We start from the raw sequence: 22,651 nt of genomic DNA on the forward strand, positions 1-22,651 counted from the left end.
TCCAAACTGAAAGAGTCCGGGCATTATGAAAAATTTGTCGGTCGCCTCATCTGCAAGGACGGGTCGATTAAAAATATCGAGGTCAGTTCTTCAGCCGTCTATGATAATGGTGGCGAATTCATAGGTTCTCTCGATATCGTCCGGGATATCACGGCCCGTCTTAAAACCGATGAGGATATCAGAAGGCGGTTTGAAACCATGATGTCCGAACGGTCCGATGAACTCGCCCGGACCAATAAGCTGCTGATTGAAAAGATCAAGCAGCGGCAGGAGGCCGAAGATGCCCGACGGGCCTCCGAAAACAAGATCCGGCGGATCTTTGAGAGTTTACGGGAGGATTATTTTTTCTATTCAAGGGATCTGGCGGGGGTGTTTGTCTACTTAAGCCCGTCTATTCAGGACGTTCTGGGATACAGCCGTAAAGAATTTGCTGAACATGCAACTCTCTACAGGACCGCGAATCCGGTGAACGATCTGGCGGCCGACGCCTTGAAGCAGATCAGAAACGGCAGGAACCGGGCCTCATTCGAGCAGGAATTTGTCGCCAAGGACGGGATTATTCACTGGCTTGATTTCAGTGAAGTCCCCCTGCGGGACGAGTCGGGAAAAATTATCGGCGCTGAAGGGGTGGCCCATGATATCACCGACCGGAAACTGCTGGAAAAGGAGATTCTTAAAACCCAGAAACTGGAATCGACCGGGATTCTGGCCGGCGGCATCGCCCATGATTTCAATAACCTGCTGTCCGCGATCCTCGGGAATATCTCCCTGGCCAAGATATACGCCGAGCCTGAGAGCAAGGTGTTCGAGAAACTTGAACAGACGGAAAAAGCCTCCTGGCGGGCCAGGGACCTTACCCAGCAGCTTCTGACCTTTGCCAAGGGCGGCTCTCCCGTCACCCGACCTGAGTCCATAGAGGAGATGGTCAAGGACTCCGCCTGGTTTACCCTGCGCGGTTCAAACGTGAAGTGTGCGTTCCATGCGCCGGACGACCTGATGGCGGTGGATGTCGATGAAGGGCAGATCTGCCAGGTCATCCAGAATATTGCCCACAATGCCGACCAGGCCATGCCGGACGGTGGGAACTTCACCGTTACCGCCAGCAACGTCACCATCGATTCATCAAGCCAGCTGCCGCTTTCCGACGGCCCCTATGTTCTTATTTCGTTAAAAGACGACGGGCCGGGGATCAGCAAAAAGGACCTTGAGAAAATTTTTGACCCATATTTTACAACCAAAAGAAAGGGGAGCGGCCTCGGACTTGCGATAAGCTATTCCATCGTGAGGAGCCACGGCGGACTCATCACCGCCACATCCGTCAAGGGACAAGGCACCGAGTTTCTGATTTATCTGCCGGCGACTGAACACAAGCCTTTGGCCGTGGTAAAAGATGACGGCAAAAGTCTGTCCCGCAAGGGGAGCGGAAGAATCCTGATCATGGACGATGACGAGATTGTCAGGGAAATCGGTTGCGAAATGCTCGAACATCTCGGTTACCGGGCGGTTGCGGTCAGCGACGGAAAAATGGCCGTTGATCTCTATCAGGAGGAACTGGCGGCGGGGGACCCATTTGATGTGGTGATTCTTGATCTCACTGTTCCCGGTGGCATGGGGGGGCAGGAGACAATCCGGCAGCTCAAGGTGATCAATCCGGACGTCAAGGGGATTGTCTCCAGCGGTTATGCCAACGATGAGATTCTCGCCAATCATCGTGAGTACGGGTTTCTGACAATAATGCCCAAACCTTACAAGATTGAAGGCCTCAACGAAATTCTGAAAAACATCCTCTCGGAGTGATTATTGTTTCGCATTTGATTGATGGCATTTATGACCTGACTTATGATGGCATTTTGAAATTGTCTTTTATCCTTGACGGACCACATTCCTTACCTTTATAGATAAAGGTTTTCTATGATTTTTTAAGCTTCAGAGGCCATGTTATGAAAGGCAGCGTCAAAAGAGAACTCATCGGCAATGAAGGAATGGTCATTCTCGACACCCTGCGGCGCCTGATCCGCAGAAATGCCGTTGAAAATCTGTTGAAGCTGCTCCAGAAGACTCATCCTGCAGATATTGCCTGGGTTTTTCGACATCTCAACCCCGACGAAAGAAAATTCACTTTCAATATTATTGCCCAGACGGAAGCCATCAGCGAGTTCTTAAGCGAACTCGACCAGTCCATCATGCTGGAGCTTGTTGAAACCCTCACCCCCCAGTTCATGACCACGATCATCAAGGCCATGGCATCGGACGATGCCGCTGATATCCTGGAGGTTCTTCCCAAGGATCTTGCCAATGAAATCCGCCGCCTGATGGGCAAGGAAGACCGGGAAGAGGTCGATGAACTCCTGCAATATCTTCCAGACACCGCCGGAGGGCTGATGTCTCCGGATTTCATGTCTCTTGACGAGGAGCTGAGTGTCGGGGATGCGATCCAGAAAATCCAGGAGCGCAGTGAGGAGATGGAGATGTCTTTCTATCTCTATATCACCCACGGTGATGATGAGCAGCTGTCGGGTGTTCTTTCAATGCGGGAGCTGCTCATGCATCCGCCTTACCGGCTATTGAAAAACATCATGAATCCGAACGTGCTGGCCGTTGCCACCGATACCGACCAGAGCGAGGTCGCCCATATCGTGGCCCAGTATAATTTTCTGGCCATCCCGGTTGTGGATTCCTCCTACAATCTGGTCGGTATCGTCACCGTTGATGATGTGATCGATGTTATCCGGGCCGAGGCCACCGAAGATTTCCTGCAGATGGCCGGCGCCGGTAAAGACCGTGAAATTCTGCTGAAATCGACGATCGACAATGCCCTGATTAGGGCGCCCTGGCTTTTTGCGAGCTGGCTCGGTGGTCTTATAGCGGTGTTCATTATCACCTTCTTTGAAGAGGAACTCAGCAAAGTGATCGCCCTCGCCGCCTTTATCCCGATAGTTATGGGTATGGGCGGTAATATTGCCACCCAGTCGAGCACCATTGTGGTGCGAGGTATTGCCACCGGCAGAATCAACATGAAGGCCCTGGCCAATGTTATTTTCAAGGAGATGAGAGTCGGTCTGATTCTTGGTGCATTTTACGGTATTTTTCTTGGCCTGATCGCTCATTTCGGCTATCTGGAAACTGCCAATTTCGGCATAGTCATCGGTCTGTCCGTTCTTTTCGCAATGACACTGGCAACAACGGTCGGCACCTTTGTCCCTCTCATTCTGCGTCGCCTGGATATTGACGCGGCAATCGCTACCGGCCCTTTCGTTACCACCGCCATTGATATACTTGGTGTGTCCGCCTATTTCCTGATCGCCAAACTCATCCTCAATCTTTGATCGGTCATGTACAGTTCAAAACCCCAGTCTTTTCGGGACAGGGTCCCGACTTACCTGGTTTGGGCCCTCTGCCTTTTTGCCCTCTGGCATATCTTCGTACCCGACCGGCTCCCGGTAACCGATCCTGATGCCGTTCCGAGGAGTGTCACCCCGAGCGGAAATCTGGCTGATGATGAGCGGAACACGATCAGTCTCTTCAAGAATGCATCACCTTCGGTTGTCTACATCAACAGCATAGAATTGCGCAGGGACTTTTTCAGCCTGAATGTTTATGAGATTCCGCGGGGTACCGGTTCCGGGTTTGTCTGGGATCATGAAGGGCGGATTGTTACCAATTTTCACGTGATTGGCGATGCCGGCAGGGTTGAGGTTACTCTTGCCGACAACTCAACCTGGAAGGCATCCCTGGTTGGCGCCGCTCCAGACCGGGACCTTGCCGTGCTGCAGATCTCGGCTCCTCCGGAACGATTAAAACCCATTACCGTCGGCGACTCGGAAACCCTGCAGGTCGGGCAGAAGGTTTTTGCCATCGGCAATCCCTTCGGGCTTGACCAGACGATCACCAGCGGCATTGTCAGCGCCCTCGGCCGTGAGATCAAATCTGTGACCGGCCGGACCATCCAGGGGGTCATCCAGACCGATGCGGCCATCAACCCCGGGAATTCCGGCGGCCCTCTTCTCGACAGTTCAGGAAGGCTTATCGGTGTGAACACCATGATTTACAGCCCTTCAGGAGGGAGCGCCGGGATCGGTTTTGCGGTGCCGGTTGAATCCGTCAACCGGGTTGTCCCACAGATCATCAGACACGGCAAGGTGATCAGGCCCGGTCTCGGGGTGACTCTGGCGAGTCGTGAAATCCATGACCGCCTTGGTATCAAGGGGGTTCTGATCATCAGCGTCAGCAAGGGCGGCGCTGCAGACAGGGCTGGTCTCCGGGGGACAAGAAAGTCCTGGGGAGATATCATTCTCGGCGATATCATCATTGCTGTTGATACGCATCAGGTCAGTGATTATGATGAACTGCGCAATGTTCTTGATAATTACAGGGTTGGTGATCAGATTACAGTGGTCGTGATCAGGGATCAGAAAAAGCTCGAACTGCAACTCACTCTCGAAGAGGTCGGTTGATTGACCTGGTGGACCAAAGCCATAAGAAGTCTCATTTCCTCGGAGGAAGGAGAGAGGCTTGACCTGTTCCAGGTTTTTCCCGGAATCCGAAGGTTTCTCGCGACCCGTCAGCACTATGCCTACCTGCGTACCGCCGGTGATGTTCTTTTTGTTCTGGTTGTCGTTTCCGGTCTCTTCGGGCCTGCCGCTGCGGACAGCAATATCGCAGTTTTTCTCACCTGGGGTCTGTTGTGGCCTGCCATCGTACTCAGCTGGTTTTTTGTAGGTCGCATGTGGTGCGGGATCTGCCCCTTTCCGGGGCTCGGCGTTTTTCTGCAGCGCAAAGGACTTTCCCTGAATCTTCCGGTCCCGAGATTTCTTCAGAAATACGGGGTGTATTCCTCGGTTTTTCTCCTTGCTCTCATCATCTGGATCGAAGTGGTCGCAGGTCTTGATCAGTCGCCGGTGGGAACCTCATGGCTGGTCCTTTCCATCGTCGGCGGAGCTGCGATATTAAGTGTTCTTTTCAACGGCCAGTCGTGGTGTCGGCATCTCTGCCCGCTGGGCCGAATCAGCGGGGCGGCGGCAACCCTTTCAATCACGGAGTTCAGACCGGACCATTCCCGATGCCGGGTCTGTGAAACATATGCCTGCCGGAAGGGGAACAGCGAGAAAAAAGGGTGTCCGGTTTATCTCGGCGCCTTCGGGGTCCAGAACAATCTGCATTGTCTGGTTTGTGGCCATTGCCTGCCGTTATGTGAATTCAACTCGCCGCAGCTGCTCCTCAGGAATCCCTATTCAGAGCTGATCAGGAACAAGGGGCGGTATATCACCTGTACCTATATTGTTCCTTTCCTGATCGGCTCGCAGATCTCACGGTTCTTTCGTCTTCATGAAGAGCCGTATCACCTTTTCACCTCCTGGCTTGGACTGTCGGATGCCATGGCCTTCAGTTTGTTACTGGTGATCGGTTTTGTGGTGGTTCTTGCATTGATCAGGCTTGGCTCACTGCTGTTCGGAATAAGTGAGGATCCGCTCTTCGGCAAGTTTTCACCACTTGTTCCGGTGCTTATTCCAATGGCTTTTACCGGAGAGCTGATCTACAGGATGTCATATTTTGCAGCGGGGATTGGCGATTTTCTGCCGACCATCGGCAGGCAGTTTTCCCTTCCTTTTCTGGAACAGATTTCATTTTCGGTTCCGGACTTTCCCATTCAGATTCTTTCTGCTTTTTTCATGCTGAACGGAGCCATTGCCGGGACGTATATTTTCTGGCGATTATGTCTTGAGGATTTTGAAGGGATCGTGCTGCTGAAAAATTTTCTCTGCATCAACCTGCTCATCATGACCCTGCTGATTCTCTACCTTGCGGTGATATTCTGAGCAACAGCAGGGTGCCGTCTGCATCCATCGGACTCAGCTGATATTGCCGCTTTTTCTGTTTTCAGCCGCTCTCTTTTTCTGTTTTTTCTTGGCAAGGGCTCGCATATCCTGGGTCTGGTCGGACTCGTCCATAATTTCATGGCCGACGATCTCTTCAATGATATCCTCAAGACTGATGACACCGGTCACACTGCCGTATTCATCGACAACCACGAAAAGGTGGCGTTTCATTTCAAAGAAATCGAGCATGGTTCTGCTGAGTCTTGCCGATTCAGGTACAAAGTGGGCGGGATGAATCATGGTAGAAATTTTTATGCTGTCCATTCCTTCGGCGGCAGCCTGAAGCACGTCTTTTCGTAAGACAATACCGGTTATTTCGTCCGGTTTGCGATTGTAGACCGGAACCCTGCTGTGATAATTCCATTTGTTGGCGTGGGTTAATGCCTCCGCGACGGTGAGGTTTTCATCAAGGCTGAAAGTAACGGTTCTCGGGGTCATCACGTCGATTACATATTTGTTTTTAAGTTCCAGGATGTTCCCGATGACTTTCTCTTCCTGGGAGTCTATTTCTCCTGATTTCCGGCTTAATGCCGCAATGGCCTTCACCTCGTCCTGGGAGGCCGGGTATTTATTGTTGTGCCTCGGAATCATTCTGGTCAGGGCCTGGAAGAACCAGATGATCGGGGTCAGGATTTTCACCATCAAGGTGATCGGCAAAGCAATCCAGGGGGAGATTTCCCGGCAATAGGCGACGCCGATGGTCTTGGGGAGAATTTCCGAGAAAATCAGGATGGTCATGGTGAAAGCTGCAGAAAAAAGCGCCAGTCGCGACTCCCCGAAAACTGCCGCGGCTGCAGCGCCTGCCACCGCGGCGCCCATGGTGTTGGCGATCGTGTTCAGGGTGAGGATGGCGGTGATCGGTCTATGAATATCGGCCTTCAGAGAGCGGAGGGCTTTTGCCGATCCGACCCCCTTTTTGTCCAGTATCTCAATATGGGTCAAAGGGACGGAGTAAAGCGCTGCCTCCAGGATACTGCATATTGCGGAAATGCCGACAGCCATACCCACGGCCAGACAGAGTTGGGTGATCAAGGTGCCTCCTTTGGAGAAATAAAAAGATTGAGTGATTTGCCGATTGATTCTGTCAACGATTTAATAATATACTTTTTCAGATCAATACAGAAATAAAGCTTCAGTTGAGCAGCTCGTCTGCTCGTACCGATAGGATAAGCTTGCCAGACATCGAGACTTATACCCGAAGGGTGGAAGATCTTTCATGCCGGGGAGGCTGTCAGAGCCAATTGATTCCGCGCGGACAGGTGAAGAGGGCTTCTGGTCATGGGAAAAAAGTATTCTATCATGGTGGTTGACCATGATTCTGAGAATCTTGACAAGTTCCGGACTTTCCTGGTCGGCAAGGGACATCTCTCAAACTTCTGTACTTCCATGTCCGAAGCGAAATCGCTGATGATCGGGGTTTATCCTGATGTCTTTATCTCCAGACTGGATGTCGAGGATGATGACGGTGACATCCTGCCGTATGTCAGTAAAAATTTCCCGAATGCCATCAGAATTGCTTATGACGACAAGGAAAAAGAATCCGATCTGATGCGTCAGGTCGCTTCAGGCAATGCCCATCGCTATCTGTGTCTCCCCTGGGATGCGACCAGAATAAAAAATGCCCTTTCAAAAGACATTTACACCAGATCAAGAATCAGTCTGCACCGCTGCTGGAAGTTTATCGTCAAAAACAAGATAAAACCTGCCCTGCCGGAGATTGTCAAAGATATCGAGGTACTGATCAGGGATGAGGAGTTTTCGTTTGACAAACTGGTGCGTCTCATCGAAAAAGATCCGGTGATCACCGCAAATATCCTCAAGGTTGTCAATTCGGCCGCATTTGCAAAAAACGGCACCATCGGCGATCTTTATCATGCCGTGACCTACCTCGGGGTTTCGCGGGTCCGGGAGCTTGTGCTGTTTATCTGTGCAAAAGAAGCAGTCACGTTACACCGGAAATTCTCCGAACATGCCCGGGAAGTCGCAGACCACTGCTACAAGTGCAGTCGACTGGCCGGCCTGATTGCTGAAGAGATTCTGCCGGGCAGGGAAAAATCAACAACCACTGCGGCCCTGCTCCATGATATCGGTAAATTTCTCTTTTTCACCTACGCCGAAAACAACCCTTATCTTCAGTTTAAAGAGCTTAAAAGTTTCTTTGACATGGCCTCTTCGGAATATGAGGTAGAAGAGTTTGGGGTTACCCATGCCCAGCTCGGCGGCGCCCTGATGCTCTGGTGGAACCTGCCGATGACCATTGTCGAGACTGCTGCCAATCACAATATGCCGCTTGACAAGCTCAATGGAATCGTTCGGGTTGTGGCCATCGCTGACCGGTGTCTGCTCGAGGCACACCCCGGAAACACTATCCAGACCGATCTCAACCTGATTGCCGATAAGTTTCCCGTTGATAACTGGCGGAAGATTGCTCAGAAACTTCATCAGGATGGGGAGAATCCTTTCGACTGAAAGGTGCTCGGTTTTCCCGCTAAAAAAGTTGTGCCGGTAGATGGCTGTCCGGTTCTGTTGTTCCCAGCTGAACCCATGCAATTCTCAGGCAGGTCTGAAATTTCCCCGATCAGAAATCTTTGGAGAAGGCGGTATAAAAATGTTTTTCTTACGGCCAGCTGCCGCCAATTTATGTTAAATTGTCAGCTCATTTCCAGATTGCATTGAGTTTGTGATTTGTAACCATATGACGGGCTTGCCAATTAAATCGAATTCTTACCATACCGGAGTTTACAATGATCAAGGTGAGCAGCAGGCCATTTGCTGAAAGCAGGGAGGACACCGCAGTCTGCTTTGTCTATCAGAACAGTAAAAAACAGGTGTATTCATCGGACAAGGGAATATCCGAATATATCACCCAGGCCTGCAAGTCAGGTGATTTTAAAGGGAAGGAAGGCGAGACGCTTCTTTTCTATCCGACGATGACCGGAGGAACTGCCCGGGGAAAAAGGGTTGCGAGGGTCTTGGTTATCGGTTTGGGCAAGGATGAGCCGGACCTGGAAATGTTCCGCAAGGCCGGTGGTGCGGCTGCCGCTGCAGCAGTGAAGACTAAGGCGGCAACCATCAGTGTTGAGCTGCCCGCATGCAAGTCTTTGACGGAGATGGAGATTGCCGGAGCGATCACGGAAGGGCTTGTTCTGGGGACCTACCAGTTCAACAAATATAAGAATGTTGACACAGAGGATGACAAACCAGGAAAAATACAAAGCATTACCCTGCACGCGAGAAAAGGGGAAAAGATCGAGACGGCATCCGCCAGGGCCCTGGTTACTGCCGAAGCAGTCTGCCTGGCTAGAGACATGGCGAATGAGCCGGGAAATTTCTGGACCCCGGAACATTTTGAAAAAGCCGGACGGAAAATTGCCAAAAAACACGGTCTCTCCTGTACCGTTATGAACAGCGCCGCCATGAAGATGATGCGCATGGGTGGCATTCTCGGGGTAAGTCAGGGTTCGGCCCGGCCCCCCAAGATGGTGACCCTTGAATACCGTTCCGGTGAAAAGAATCCGACCCTGCTTCTGGTCGGCAAGGGATTGACCTTCGATTCCGGCGGTATTTCCCTGAAACCGGGGCTCGGGATGCAGGATATGAAGTTCGATATGTGCGGCGGCGCGGCAGTCCTGGCGGTGATGCAGGCGATAGGCGCCCTGAAACCGAAAGGAATCAATGTAGTCGGTATTGTGCCGGCCGCGGAGAATCTTCCCGGCCCGGAGGCCCTGAAGCCCGGCGATGTCATCACCCATTACAACGGCAAAACGGTGGAAGTGCAGAACACCGATGCCGAAGGCCGCCTGATCCTTGCTGATGCACTCGCCTATGGGATCAAAAAACACAAGCCGGCAGCGGTGATTGACCTGGCAACCCTTACCGGTGCTGTGATCATAGGCCTTGGCCACCATCTCACCGGCTTGATGAGCAATGATGAAAAACTTGCAACTGCCCTGTTGCGGAGTGGAGAAAAAACCGGAGAGCCCCTGTGGCGTCTCCCCCTCGGGAAAGAGTATCGAAAACAGCTTGACTCCAGAATCGCCGATCTGAAAAACATCGGCGGCAAATCTGCCGGAACCATCACTGCCGCCTGTTTTCTCCAGGAATTTGTCGGAAAAACACCCTGGGCCCATCTTGATATTGCCGGGACCGCGTGGGATTATACGAAAAAATCATATGTGCCTGAAGGACCCTCCGGTGTCGGGGTCAGGACACTTGTCGATCTTGTCATGAACTGGAAGAAAGAATAGCAGTATCCCCGGTAAATTCTGGAGCACTCGATGACATTCAATGCCTTGGCCATTCATGAAGGGATGTTCAACAGTTTTTTCAGACACGCCAACATCGGCATGTCTCTGACATCTCTGCAGGACGGCTCTTTCCTGATGGTGAATCCCGCTTTTTGTGAAATGCTTGGCTTCACTGAAGAGGAACTTCTTTCGATCAAACATGCCAATGTGGTTCATCCGGGAGACCTCGGTGAGCATAACAGCCATTTCACCTGTCTTGTCAAAGGGAAAGCGGTCTCGGCGAACTATGAGCTTCGCTATCGAAACAAAAGCGGGGAAACACTGTGGGCCCTTGTCGGATCATTTCTCCTGAACGATGACAACGGCTCCCAGCAATATCTTGTTACCCATATCCAGGATATCACCAGAGTCAGGCATCTTGAACTCCAACTGCGTCAGGCCCAGAAACTGGAGGCCATCGGCACCCTGGCCGGAGGAATCGCGCATGATTTCAATAACATCCTGGCGGCAATCCTTGGATTTACCAGCATGGCCAGAGACGATATATCAGAATCAAATCCCGCCAGATATCAGCTTGATGAGGTGATCAAGGCCGGAAACAGGGCCAAGGATCTGGTCAAACACATCCTGACCTTCAGCAGGCAATCGGACCTGCAGCGAAATCCGATGCTCCCCGACGAACTTGTCAATGAGGCGCTTGATCTTCTTCGTGCCTCCCTGCCGGCAACCATCGAAATCCAAAGAAATATTGCTTCCGATATCGGGACCATCATGGCCGATTCCACCCAGATCCATCAGGTCATCATGAACCTGTGCACCAATGCTTCACATGCAATGGATGAAAATGGCGGCATTCTCGGGGTGACTCTTGACCGTGTTGAGATGTCTGCTGCCGATCTGGCAGAAGATAAGGGTCTGCTCCCGGGTCCGTTTGTACGGATCAGAATCACAGATACCGGGACGGGCATTGCCCCTGATATTATCGATAGAATTTTTGAGCCGTATTTCACAACCAAGGAGGTTGGCAAAGGTTCGGGACTCGGTCTTGCGGTGGTGCATGGCATTGTCAAGACCCATGGCGGCAAAATCACCGTGGAGAGTGAGCCTGGCAAGGGCACGGCATTTACCATATATTTCCCTCTGATCGAGGAACAGTACCGCAATGCTTTCCTGGATGCAGGGCCGCTTCCTACAGGAAAGGAGCGAATTCTCATCATTGATGATGAAACGGTCATGGTTGAGATGACCATCAAAATCCTGGTCCGACTCGGGTATGAAGTTGTCGGCAGGGCAGGGAGTGCGGAAGCGCTGGAACTGTTCGCCGAAAACCCTGACGCATTTGATCTGATCATCACCGACCAGACGATGCCGGGCATGACCGGGATAAAAATGGCCGAAGAGATGCTCAGGATCAGGCCCGATATCCCGATTATTCTCAGAACCGGGTACAGTTCCAAGGTTGATGAGGAAAAGGCGAGGGCTATCGGGATCAAAAAATATGCCCTGAAGCCCATTGACTTAAGAGAACTATCGGCCATGATCCGCGAACTGCTGGATGAAAAGGCGAGCCGCTGAACCTGTTTTCACTGCAGAAGACACAGAAAGGACAGAAGGATAATAAACCAGCTGCATTATTCTTTATGCTCTGAGTCGCCTGCAATTGACATTTTACTTGAGGAGAACTCCCATGTGTATGGATGTGAGAAAGAAATGTGAGTGCGGAAGACATTTAATCCAGTTCCACCTTCGGGACAACATCCTGATCCCTGAAGTTATTATCAATCTCTACTGTCCGAAATGCCATGGCCCGGAAAATTTCGATTCCCTCACCATGCTGAATGATAATAACTGGATTATTGAATACGATATGGTCATGGCGAAGATGATGGTGGTCCAGAAGTTGATGGTCGATATGGAAGCGGTCACCCCGGAATTTATTTTTGATCGGGGTTACGCCTGCTGGCAGGAGATGTATCCGGGAGAACATGCCGAGATAAAAAAGGAAAGGGATGCGATTATCAAACTTGCCAAAACCGACCAGAAAAAATACCTGGAAACAATCCAGAAATGGAATATCGAGCGGATAAATCAGCTGAAGGCCCAAGGGTGGAGAAAGGTTCTGCGGGCCTGAGAGAAGAGGCAATTAAGAATGAAAAGTGAAGAATGAAAAATTGGGAAACACACAAAAAGCCCGTCAAAGTTGTTTTTGCCGGGCTTTTGAAATTTTGTGAGGCGACCCCCAAGCCGGACATGATTGAACAAGGCTGAATCCGGCTTCAAATAAAGATTCAGGCGCAGTATTCGACTTGAAAAAAGCTGCTGCAATCCTGATGATATTCAAAGATGTTGTTGATCTGTTCTTCAGATAAACTGTCAACGTAGTGGGCCAGGTTCCGGGCCGGAATTTTTTTGGCATCACTTACCGGACAATGGGAATTGATAAAATCATGCCCCAGCGGACAGCCGTTGAGTATCAGGTTCTGCAGGTTCTCTTTTTTCTTTGTCATCTCTGTGCTTTCCATCATCTTCCCCCCAGTCAGATTTTTTTTGACACCATCATGATTAAGTTGCAGCAGTATCCTTTAAATTCTCCTTACCATTTTCTGAATGAATTTTATGTCGGGATGTTGTGATAAAATTTGTAGGGGAACCTTGACAAAGCCTGACATTATCGAGGTGTTCACAGGGCAGTCCGGCGGAAAGATTTGCGGGAAGCTGAAAGACTGAAATATCAGAGGATAAAGCTCCAGTTGAGCAGACAAGCTGCTGATGGATGCCGTTTTTTTTAATCGGGTCCGGATTCCCCGTTTTCTTCCAGGTTGAATGCTGCTGCGAAAAGTTTTCTGGTATAGGGATGCTTCGGGTTGTCAAATATTCCGGTAGTCCCCTGTTCGACAATCTTCCCGTTGAGCATGACCGCAACTTCATCGGCCATTGCTTTTACAACCCGCAAATCGTGGGAGATAAAGAGATAGGTTATATTCAGACGTTTCTGCAGGTCCTTCAACAGATCAATGATCTGGGCCTGAATGGTCATGTCGAGGGCGCTGGTAGGCTCATCGAGAACGAGAAACTTCGGTCTCAGAACGATCGCCCTGGCGATGGCGATCCGTTGCCTCTGCCCGCCGGAAAATTCATGGGGGTAACGATCGGCCATTTCTTTTTCGAGACCGACTTCGGTCAGGGCATCTTCCACCAGTTGGCGGCGTTCCTGTCCGTTCCGGCCCATTTTATGGACTTTCAAACCCTCGCTGATAATCTGCTCGACGGTCAATCTGGGCGACAAAGAGGAAAACGGGTCCTGGAATACCACCTGCAATTCTTTGCGCAGATGGCGCAGGCTTGAATTTTTGTATTGGAACAGATCCTGATCGTTGTAGAGAATTTCCCCCCTGCATCCGGTCAGCCTGAGCAGGCACATTCCGAGAGTCGTTTTTCCCGAACCGGATTCTCCGACGATTCCCAGGGTTTTTCCTTCCTGTATCGTAATGCTGACATCATCAATCGCCTTGATATTGCCAACTGTCCGACGGAAGAAACCTTTCTTGACCGGGAAATAACATTTCAGGTTCGTCACCGTGATCAGTGGTCTCGAGGAAGGCTTCGCTTCAGGGTGCCCATGGGGGACGGATTCCAGGAGATGTTTTGTGTATTGATCGCGGGGGGAATTAAAAACTGTTTCGGTCAGGTCACATTCAACAATTTTCCCCTGATGCATGACATTGACCCGGTCGGCCGTTTTACGAACCATGTTCAGATCATGGGTGATCAAAAGGACCGCCATCCCCATCTCTTTCTGGAGATCTTTGATCAGGGCGAGGATCTGGGCCTGGATGGTCACATCGAGGGCGGTGGTCGGTTCATCCGCAATGAGCAGGGCGGGGCGAAGGGCGAGGGCCATCGCGATCATGACCCGTTGTCTTTGACCTCCGGAAAGCTGATAGGGATAACTGTCTATCCGGTCAGACGGGTTGGCGATACCGGTTCTGGCAAGAAGCTGGATAGCACGTTCTTTCGCCTGTTCACGGGGCATGTCCTGATGAATGATCAGGGATTCCATGAGCTGGGTGCCGATCGAATAGACCGGGTTCAGGGAGGTCATCGGTTCCTGGAAAATCATGGCGATCCGATTGCCCCTGATCTGCTGCATTTCCAGCTCACTGCAGGTGGCGAGGTCCTTCCCTTCAAATTCGATGCTGCCGGAAATCGTCGCCGCATTGCGGTCGAGCAGCTGAAGAACGGAAAGGGCTGTGACCGATTTTCCCGAGCCGGATTCTCCGGCCAGGGCGACTGTCTCCCCGGGCATGATATCAAGAGAGACATGGTCAAGAACCTTTTCGATTTCTCCTTCTCCATGAAACGAAGTGCAGAGATTTCTGATGTTCAATAATGGTTGAGTCCGGCCGGTCATCACACCTTCCTCGGATCGAAGGTTTCGCGCAGGGCTTCACCGATAAATATGAGCAGGACCAGCGTCCCGACCAGGACCCCGAAGGTGGTGAGAGAAAGCCACCACGCCTCGATATTGCTCTTCCCCTGGGAGAGCAGTTCGCCAAGGCTGGGAGATGGCGGAGGAACACCCAATCCCAGAAAATCAAGGCTGGTCAGGGCAAGTATGGCGCCGGACATCCTGAAGGGCAGAAAGGTGATCACCGGGGTCATGCCGTTGGGCAGAAGGTGCCGGTACATGATGGTGAAATTGCCGACCCCGAGAGCGCGGGAGGCCTGCACATAATCCATGTTGCGCCCTTTGAGGAACTCGGCCCTTACATAATCGGAAAGCCCCATCCAGCCGAACAGGGAAAGCAGCGCCAGCAGCAGCAGAATACTGGGTTTGAAAATGGCGGCAAAAATGATCAGCAGATACAGCTCGGGCATGGCGCCCCAGATTTCGATAAAACGCTGAAAGAAGAGATCTGTTCTGCCGCCGAAGTACCCCTGCACCGCACCGGCGGCGATCCCGAGCAGGGTGCCGACGATGGTCAGGGCAAACCCGAAAAGGACCGACAGGCGAAAACCATAAATCAGTCTTGCCAGGACATCCCGTCCCCGATCATCGGTTCCCAGGAGATTGTCTCCGCTGGGGGGCGAAGGTACCGGCTGGTCGATATCCAGATTGATGGTATCGTAATAATGGGGGTTCAGAGGAAACAGGGCCCAGTTGTCACCGGCTGTGATCTTATCGAGAATATAGGGGTCTTTATAATCCGCCTCGGTTTCAAAATCGCCGCCGAAGGTGGTTTCCGGGTATGAATTAAAAATCGGGACGTAATAGGAACCGTTGTACTGGATCAGAAACGGTTTGTCGTTACTGAGGGTTTCCGCACCGAGGCTCAGGATGAACAGAGCGGCGAAGATCATGAGGCTGTAATAGCCTCGGCGATTGGCACGGAACTTCTTCCAGCGCCGATACGTCAGCGAGCGGCGCTTCTTCATTATTGCGACTCCATGCTCTCGAAGGTGATCCTGGGGTCGACCACGACATAGCTTAAGTCGGAGAGGAGTCTCGTGAACAGACCGATCACGGTGAAGAAGTACAGGGTGCCGAGAACTACCGGGTAGTCGCGGTTGACGATGGAATCGTAAGCGAGAAGCCCCATGCCGTCCAGGGAGAAGATTGTCTCAATGAGCAGGCTGCCGGTGAAGAAGGCGGCAATGAACGAACCGGGGAAGCCGGTGATGATCGGGATAATCGCGTTCCGGAAAATATGTTTGTAGAGGACCTGATTTTCGCTTAAACCCTTGGCTCGGGCGGTGAGCACATACTGCTTGCGGATTTCTTCCAGAAAACTGTTCTTGGTAAGCAGGGTCATGACCGCCAGGCTGCCGACGGTGATCGAGATGATCGGCAGAACCATGTGCCAGAGATAGTCGGCTATCCGGGCAAGGAAGCCGAGTTCCGACCAGTTGTCGGAAGTAATCCCCCGCAGCGGGAATATGTTCCAGAAACTGCCGCCGCCGAAAAGCACGATCAGGACGATGGCCAGTACGAAACCCGGAATGGCATAACCGATCAGAATGGCCGAGGTGGTGATCACATCGAATTTTGAGCCGTCCCGCACCGCCTTTTTGATCCCCAGCGGGATGCAGGTCAGATAGACGATCAGGAAAGACCACAGTCCCAACGACATGGAGACGGGCAATTTGTCGATCACGAGCGATGCGACACTCTTGTGATGGTTGTAGCTTTCACCGAAATCTAACATTACATAGTTTTTCATCATGGTAAAAAAGCGCTGCACCGGGGGTTTATCGAAGCCGTACAATGCCTTGAGCTGCTCAATCTTTTCCCGGTCCAGACCCTTATTCCCCTGATACAATCCGCTTCCGCCCGCCCTGACTTCACCCCCCAGAGAGTGGCCTTCGATCCGGGCGATAAGCCTTTCCACCGGCCCACCGGGGACAAACTGGGTAACCGTGAAGGTGATCAGCATGATCCCGAAAAGGGTTGGGACCATCAGCAGTATTCTTCTCAGGATATAGGCGGTCATACTGCTAACAATGAAAAATGAAAAATGAAAAATGAAAAATGGTTGAAGTAAACGATTCAACCTGCTGAAAAACAAAGTCAATGTAACAAATAACCGGCTGTGCAGATGACACAATTACTGATTGATCGTCATTTTGCATTCTGCGTTCTTCATTGCCCTTTCACCCACCAGGTCATCAGGGCGTTGATCGGTGAGTAATAGGTGGGCAGGGTTTCAGGTTTTTCAAACCTGTTCCAGTAGGCGACCCGGTGATAGGGAATGTACCAGTTTGGAACGACATAGTAGCCATACCATAAAACACGGTCCAGGGCCTGGCAGGCGGCGGCAAGTTCCTCCTGGGTATCTGCATAGACGATCTTGTCGACCAGGTGATCGACAACCTCATTCTTCAAACCGATCAGGTTGCCGGATCCCGGATGGTCGGCGGTGCTGGAGTGCCAGTAATCGACCTGCTCGTTCCCCGGAGATTGGGACTGGCCGAAAACATTAACCATCATATCGAATTCGAAGTTTTTAATCCGCTGGATATACAAAGCCAGGTCAACTTGTCGGATATTGACTTTGATCCCGAGCTTCTCCAGGTTTTTCGCATACGGCTCCATTACCCGGACGAAAAATGGTGAATACAATAACACCTCGAATTCAAATGGCTTCCCTTCCGAATTGACCAGAACGCCGTCACGAGGAGTCCAGCCGACCTCTTGGAGCAGAGTCTTCGCCTGCCGGAGATTATTCCGCAGGCTTGCCTGGTCCTGGACGACTGGCGCCTCCAGCGGTGAGGTGAAAACCTCCCCGGGAAGTTTATCCTTGAAGGGGAGAAGATATTTCAGGCTCAACCCTTCGGGAAGACCGGTGGCGGCAAGCTGCGAGTTGCTGAAGTAACTGCTGCTGCGGGTATATTGACCGTGAAACAGGGACTTGTTGGTCCATTCAAAATCAAAGGCCAGGGACATCGCTTTGCGGACCCGGACATCCTGAAAGAGCGGCCGGCGGGTGTTCATCACGAATCCCTGCATCCCCTGATTGTTCTTGTGGGCCAGTGGTTCCTTGATCATCTCCTTGCTCGTAAACTTCGGACCATCGAGGTCCCTTGCCCACTGTTTGGCGACATTGATTTCCATGAAATCAAAATCATGGGCCTTGAACGCTTCCAGAGAGACACTCTGGTCCTTGAAGAATTTGAAGGTGATTCTGTCGAAGTTAAACTGGTTCCTGCGGGCAGGGTGGTCGATGGCCCAGTATTCCGGGTTTCTTTTGTAAGTGATCATTTTACCAGGTTTAAAGGTTTCTACCGTGTATGGGCCTGAACCGACCGGTGGAACCAGTGATGAATCGCCGAAAGGGTTTTCGGTATAGAATTTTTTGGAGAGAATGGGCAGTTCCGCCGCGATCAGGTGCAATTCACGGTTTGGCTGATGGAAATTGAACCGGACTCTGCTCGAATCAAGAATCTCGACATTTTTGATATCTTTATAATAGAACTGAAATCTCGGATCCGCCTTGTCTCCGGTCAGGGTCTCAAATGAAAATTTGACATCCTCACAGGTAACCGGAGTCCCGTCGGAAAATTTAGCCTGCTCATTTAAAGTGAAGATCACCGACAGTTTGTCTGCCCCGAGTTCAATATCCCTGGCAATGAGCCCGTATTCGGCAAACGGTTCATCAAGACTTTTGACCGCCAGGCTTTCAAAAACCAGCATTGACAACCCATCGGGGGAGTCCCCTTTCAGGGTGAAAGGATTCATTTTGTCAAAAGTGCCCAGTCCGTGCAGAACCAGATGCCCTCCTTTGACCGCCTTGTCCGAGGTATAGGAAAAACGGGAAAAATCGGCCGGGTATTTCACCTTGCCGTCAATGCTGATCCCGTGAGCCGCAAAGGAAATTGGGCAAAGGAAAAGGAGGAACGTAAGAGCCGCCAGAGTGATCCGGCACAGATAAATACGGGGAGAAGGTCTGATCATGGTGTATTAAAATCCGGTCTAAGGATGATGAACAAATCGACAGTCACAAAAATTAATGGAAAAGCGCCAAAGATGCAAGCAGAGGTGGAGCAGGGGGAAAATGTTTTCATGCAGGATCAGGTGTAGAAATCCTGAAAGCGGAAGACTCCATCGAGAGAGACTGCAATCACGTTGGCGAGCAGGGTCAGGATATCAAGATCGTGGCTTGAGAATTCACCGGTGATCTTGTTGACAACTTCCATGACCCCGATGAGTTCGCCATTGATATGAAGCGGAACCGCGACTACCGATTTGGTGTCAAAGCCTTCCCGGACCGTGCTGTCGATTTCCGAGTCGAAACGATCATCCTGATGGACATTGTTCACAATCGCAGGCTGCCCGTGGCTGAAAACCCAGCCGGCGAGTCCTTTATCTGCCGGCATCGTCTGACCGTCGAGCTGCTCCTTGTTCGGGCCGGTGGGAATGGCCATCAGCATTTCCTGGTTTTCCGTGTCGGCCAGAAGAATGTAGCTGCCCTCACAGTTCAACAGTTCATTGGTCATTTCAAGAATCTGGTCAAAGAGCCAGGGGCCGCGACCGATACTCTGCAGCAGGATAGAAATCTGCAGGAGAAACAGCAGCTCCGATCGGGACATTCTGGTGATCATGGAATGCGGCAGGGCCTGATAAAGGAGCCCTTTCCGGAGAACAGAGGGCTTGATATTCTGCATCTCCATCAGGATTTCGCCGAGACATTTCTCGTTGAACTGGCTGCCTTCCATCCAGGAAAGAAGCCGGTCGCGAAGAGAAGTGCCGGAAACTTTCCTCGGATTTGCGGCAGAAGGGTCTTTGCCATCTTTTTGGTGGACCAGGGCCGCTTTAAGCTGCTCGGCACTGACCAGGCCAAGGTCTTCAAGGATATCGCCAAGTCTGCGCCAACGGCTTCTTTTTCCCACCAGCTGCCCGGACAGATTGGCGGTTATGTTTTCAAGATACGGGTTTCTTCCGTCACCAAAAAAAGTTACCAGATATTGGTCCATCCGTCCCAGATCCTGCAGACGGGGCAGCACAAAGTGCTCGTAGAAGTCAACGGTGCCGTCAATCATTTCCTTGGCGGAGGAGAAGACCTTGATCCCGCGCTCCTCAAGGGATTCCTTGGTTTCGAACCGGTAGGCTTCCTGCAGCTCGGCATAGAGGTCATTGATCCGCTGCATATAATCAACATCCGCCATCTGGGCCACCAGATCGGAAGTGGCGACCATTCTGCCGGCTACCGATTCCTGACGGTTATCGAAAAGTCCCTCGAGGGTCAGGGGGCCATGGAATTTGGTGGTGGAGATGATGTTCGGCACCAGCCGGACCAATCGCTCCGGCCAGTTGTTTTCCGCAAGATAATTTGCGGCCAGCTCCATGCTTCTGTCTTCGTGGGAAAAGGAATATTTGCCACCGTACCCGTCAAAATCGCCTTTGTTCTTGATGTATCCGGTGTCATGGAAAAGAGCGCTGGCGATGGCGGCGAGAAAGATTGATTCATCAAGATGGGGATGATTGCTGTCGTTCAGCTTGTTCCAGCCGCCGATCATCCGGGCGGTGAGGAGGGCGACATCAAGGGCGTGATCAAGATTGTGATACCCGGTCTGGCAGGCCTCATGGGATTCCCATTTTCCCTGATAAAGATCACGGATATCATCGATCAGATCGGAAAGTAACGGGGAGACGGCCCCATACTGATCCGTGGCTATCTCCTTGATCAGGGTTGACCTGATCTGAAGATTATTATGACCGTTCCTGATATTGCCGCCGGAATTGGTCATCAAGCTCTCCCCTTGTAGTTTTGTCGGACACTCTCATGTCGTTAGAATATATCGTCCAATTTAGCAATTATTCCTTCCAAAGGCTATGTTTTTCAGAAAATGCCGGCAGGTAATATTCCCGAATAAGCTTAGGGCAAATTGTGCCTGTCTCGATACAAGACTCTTCAGCAGATTAAGATTTTCTGGTTCTTAAAAGAGAAATAATCCATGGAGTTCTTGTTCCTGAAGAATCATCGCAATTGACGATTATTATGAAAATTCCGGCGGGAATCAAAACAGCTTTGCAAAGTTTGCCACATGTTCTAATATGTCCAGTTCCGAAATCAATAAATTCCGGTAATACTGCACAACATCTCTATACGGTGCAGAAACAACTCGTCTTTTTTGTGATAACAAAGGGGCTGTTTTTTTTAACAGACTTTGAATAATAACAACGTGTGGAGGAATTATCGTGGGCAGAACTATCACCCAGAAAATCTTTGCAGCCCATACCAGAGACAACCCGACCCCGGACAACGTCGTGCTCGATATCGATGTTGTCATGTGTCATGAAATCACGACCCCCATCGCGATCAATGATCTTGCGGCACGCGGCATGGACAAAGTGTTTGACCCTGCGAAGATCAAGGTCGTCATTGACCATGTTACCCCCTCAAAGGATTCCAAAACGGCCACCCAGGCAAAGATCTTGAGAGACTGGGCAAGGCGACAGAGCATAAAAGATTTTTTTGATATCGGTCAGAATGGTGTCTGCCATGCCCTCTTTCCGGAAAAGGGTTTTGTCCGGCCGGGAAACACCGTGATCATGGGTGATTCGCATACCTGCACCCATGGCGCATTTGGTGCATTTGCCGCAGGGGTCGGCACCACTGATCTGGAAGTGGGAATCCTCAAGGGCGTCTGCTCGTTCAGGATGCCCAAAACCCTGCTTGTCAATGTAAACGGAGTGATGCCGACCGGGGTGTCCGCCAAGGATGTTATCCTGAAGATTGTTCGCTCTTTGACGGTAAATGGCGCAACCGACATGGTCATGGAGTTCAGGGGAGAAGTGATCGACACGATGAGTATGGAAGCGAGAATGACTCTCTGCAATATGGCCATCGAAGCCGGAGGAACCTGCGGTGTATGCATGCCCGACCGGGTGACCGCCGAATATCTCTGGCCTTTCATCAAAGAAAATTATGCAACCATCGATGAAGCCGTTCAAGACTTTCGGCAATGGCATTCCGACGTCGACGCGAAATATGAGGGGCAGTTCTCTCTCGATGTGAGCAGCATGGTTCCCCAGGTGACCTACGGTTTCAAGCCAGACGAGGTCAAGGATGTCTCCGAAATGGAGGGGACTCCGGTGGATCAGGTCTACATCGGATCGTGTACCAATGGCCGGATTGAAGACCTGCGCGCTGCCGCGGTGATCCTGGCCGGGCATAAACTTGCCGATGGCGTTCGGGGAATACTTTCACCGGCAACTCCTCTGGTTTATAGTCAGGCACTTGCTGAAGGATTGATCCGGCAATTCATGGAAGCGGGATTCTGTGTGACCAATCCAACCTGCGGAGCGTGTCTCGGCATGAGTAACGGTGTTCTGGCAGCGGGCGAGGTATGCGCCTCGACTACCAATCGCAATTTCAACGGCAGAATGGGGAAGGGCGGAATGGTTCATCTGATGAGCCCGATGACTGCAGCGGCTACTGCCGTAACCGGAAAAATAACCGACCCCCGCAAATTTCTGTAATCATCAATCAGCTGGAGAAAGAAAATGAAAGAGTTTGGCGGTTCGATCATCTGCCTGAACAGAAGCGATATCAATACCGATGAGATTATTCCAGCCAAGTATCTGACCGAGAACAGCAAAGAGGCCTTGAAACCTTATCTTCTTGAGGACCTCAAGCTTGACGGATTTGATCCGGCTTCGGAAACACTTGAAAAGGCAGGGGTCATAGTCACCCGGGCAAACTTCGGCTGCGGTTCGTCAAGAGAACATGCGGTCTGGGTGTTTGAGGTGAATGAGATCAATGTGGTCATCGCAGAAAGTTTTGCCAGAATCTTCCGGCAGAACATGTTCAACTGCGGGATGCTCGCGGTGGAACTGAAGAAAGCTGAGATTGACCAGATCATGGCAGCCGGTGATGGCGCCAGCATCAAAGTCGATCTGAAAGGGTCCAGAATTGTTGTTGCAGGAGACAACGAGAAATCGTTCACGTTCTCCTTGAACTCATTTGATCGTGACCTCGTCGAGGCAGGCGGCTGGCTGGCTTACGCCGACAAAAAGTACTGATAAAA

General features: G+C 51.3%; 17 protein-coding genes. 10 read left to right on the forward strand and 7 right to left on the reverse strand.

Going from position 1 to position 22,651, the window contains the following annotated elements; translation table 11 throughout:
- The 4 genes from KKG35_14395 to KKG35_14410 all read left to right on the forward strand — a co-directional run.
- Positions 1 to 1,797: PAS domain S-box protein (locus KKG35_14395; protein MBU1739317.1), on the forward strand; the 1,797-nt coding region annotated here is incomplete at its 5' end.
- A 143-nt stretch (positions 1,798 to 1,940) separates the two neighbouring features.
- A complete protein-coding gene (gene mgtE, locus KKG35_14400; GenBank protein ID MBU1739318.1) occupies positions 1,941 to 3,326 on the forward strand; it encodes a magnesium transporter in 1,386 nt (461 codons plus the stop codon).
- A 6-nt stretch (positions 3,327 to 3,332) separates the two neighbouring features.
- Positions 3,333 to 4,454: a trypsin-like peptidase domain-containing protein gene (locus KKG35_14405; GenBank protein MBU1739319.1), complete on the forward strand. Its 1,122-nt coding sequence runs from the start codon at positions 3,333 to 3,335 to the stop codon at positions 4,452 to 4,454.
- Positions 4,455 to 5,816 carry a 4Fe-4S binding protein gene (locus tag KKG35_14410; GenBank protein MBU1739320.1) on the forward strand — a complete coding sequence of 454 codons (1,362 nt, stop codon included), beginning with the start codon at positions 4,455 to 4,457 and terminating at the stop codon, positions 5,814 to 5,816. It abuts the gene before it with no gap.
- Between the two features lie 33 nt (positions 5,817 to 5,849).
- On the opposite strand, the gene KKG35_14415 is transcribed toward KKG35_14410, so the two are convergent.
- Positions 5,850 to 6,878, reverse strand: coding sequence for a hemolysin family protein (locus KKG35_14415; GenBank protein ID MBU1739321.1), 1,029 nt, complete (start codon positions 6,876 to 6,878; stop codon positions 5,850 to 5,852).
- Positions 6,879 to 7,154: 276 nt separating this feature from the next.
- On the opposite strand from KKG35_14415, the gene KKG35_14420 reads away from it, so the two are divergent.
- The 4 genes from KKG35_14420 to KKG35_14435 all read left to right on the forward strand — a co-directional run bounded on the left by KKG35_14420 (position 7,155) and on the right by KKG35_14435 (position 12,254).
- Entirely contained in the window at positions 7,155 to 8,345 is a 1,191-nt protein-coding gene (locus KKG35_14420; protein MBU1739322.1) for an HDOD domain-containing protein, read from the forward strand.
- 275 nt (positions 8,346 to 8,620) lie between these two features.
- Positions 8,621 to 10,123, forward strand: coding sequence for a leucyl aminopeptidase (locus KKG35_14425; GenBank protein ID MBU1739323.1), 1,503 nt, complete (start codon positions 8,621 to 8,623; stop codon positions 10,121 to 10,123).
- Positions 10,124 to 10,153: 30 nt separating this feature from the next.
- Positions 10,154 to 11,698, forward strand: coding sequence for a response regulator (locus KKG35_14430; GenBank protein MBU1739324.1), 1,545 nt, complete (start codon positions 10,154 to 10,156; stop codon positions 11,696 to 11,698).
- Between the two features lie 112 nt (positions 11,699 to 11,810).
- Positions 11,811 to 12,254, forward strand: a complete 444-nt coding sequence (locus tag KKG35_14435; GenBank protein MBU1739325.1) for a hypothetical protein — start codon at positions 11,811 to 11,813, stop codon at positions 12,252 to 12,254.
- A gap of 157 nt (positions 12,255 to 12,411) precedes the next feature.
- Here KKG35_14435 and KKG35_14440 read toward each other — a convergent pair whose 3' ends face one another.
- The 6 genes from KKG35_14440 to KKG35_14465 all read right to left on the reverse strand — a co-directional run bounded on the left by KKG35_14440 (position 12,412) and on the right by KKG35_14465 (position 20,368).
- Positions 12,412 to 12,630, reverse strand: coding sequence for a hypothetical protein (locus KKG35_14440; GenBank protein MBU1739326.1), 219 nt, complete (start codon positions 12,628 to 12,630; stop codon positions 12,412 to 12,414).
- 278 nt (positions 12,631 to 12,908) lie between these two features.
- Positions 12,909 to 14,534 carry an ABC transporter ATP-binding protein gene (locus KKG35_14445; GenBank protein ID MBU1739327.1) on the reverse strand — a complete coding sequence of 542 codons (1,626 nt, stop codon included), beginning with the start codon at positions 14,532 to 14,534 and terminating at the stop codon, positions 12,909 to 12,911.
- Complete coding sequence (locus tag KKG35_14450) at positions 14,534 to 15,559, reverse strand: ABC transporter permease (protein MBU1739328.1); 1,026 nt, start codon at positions 15,557 to 15,559, stop codon at positions 14,534 to 14,536. Before KKG35_14450 ends, KKG35_14445 begins: the two co-directional genes overlap by 1 nt.
- The gene (yejB, locus tag KKG35_14455) at positions 15,559 to 16,614 is read right to left on the reverse strand and encodes a microcin C ABC transporter permease YejB (GenBank protein MBU1739329.1); all 1,056 of its coding nucleotides are present in this window, start codon (positions 16,612 to 16,614) and stop codon (positions 15,559 to 15,561) included. Before yejB ends, KKG35_14450 begins: the two co-directional genes overlap by 1 nt.
- 149 nt (positions 16,615 to 16,763) lie before the next feature.
- Positions 16,764 to 18,575 (reverse strand): extracellular solute-binding protein, encoded by a 1,812-nt coding sequence (locus tag KKG35_14460; GenBank protein MBU1739330.1) that lies wholly within the window; start codon positions 18,573 to 18,575, stop codon positions 16,764 to 16,766.
- 116 nt (positions 18,576 to 18,691) lie between these two features.
- Positions 18,692 to 20,368 carry a GAF domain-containing protein gene (locus KKG35_14465; protein MBU1739331.1) on the reverse strand — a complete coding sequence of 559 codons (1,677 nt, stop codon included), beginning with the start codon at positions 20,366 to 20,368 and terminating at the stop codon, positions 18,692 to 18,694.
- Between the two features lie 451 nt (positions 20,369 to 20,819).
- Between KKG35_14465 and KKG35_14470 the strand changes: the two genes are divergently transcribed.
- Positions 20,820 to 22,103, forward strand: a complete 1,284-nt coding sequence (locus KKG35_14470) for a 3-isopropylmalate dehydratase large subunit (GenBank protein MBU1739332.1) — start codon at positions 20,820 to 20,822, stop codon at positions 22,101 to 22,103.
- A 24-nt stretch (positions 22,104 to 22,127) separates the two neighbouring features.
- Positions 22,128 to 22,646, forward strand: a complete 519-nt coding sequence (locus tag KKG35_14475) for a 3-isopropylmalate dehydratase small subunit (GenBank protein MBU1739333.1) — start codon at positions 22,128 to 22,130, stop codon at positions 22,644 to 22,646.
- The last annotated feature ends 5 nt before the right edge of the window (positions 22,647 to 22,651 follow it).

It is taken from the genome of Pseudomonadota bacterium (assembly GCA_018823285.1).
In the GTDB taxonomy this organism is placed as follows: domain Bacteria; phylum Desulfobacterota; class Desulfobulbia; order Desulfobulbales; family JAGXFP01; genus JAHJIQ01.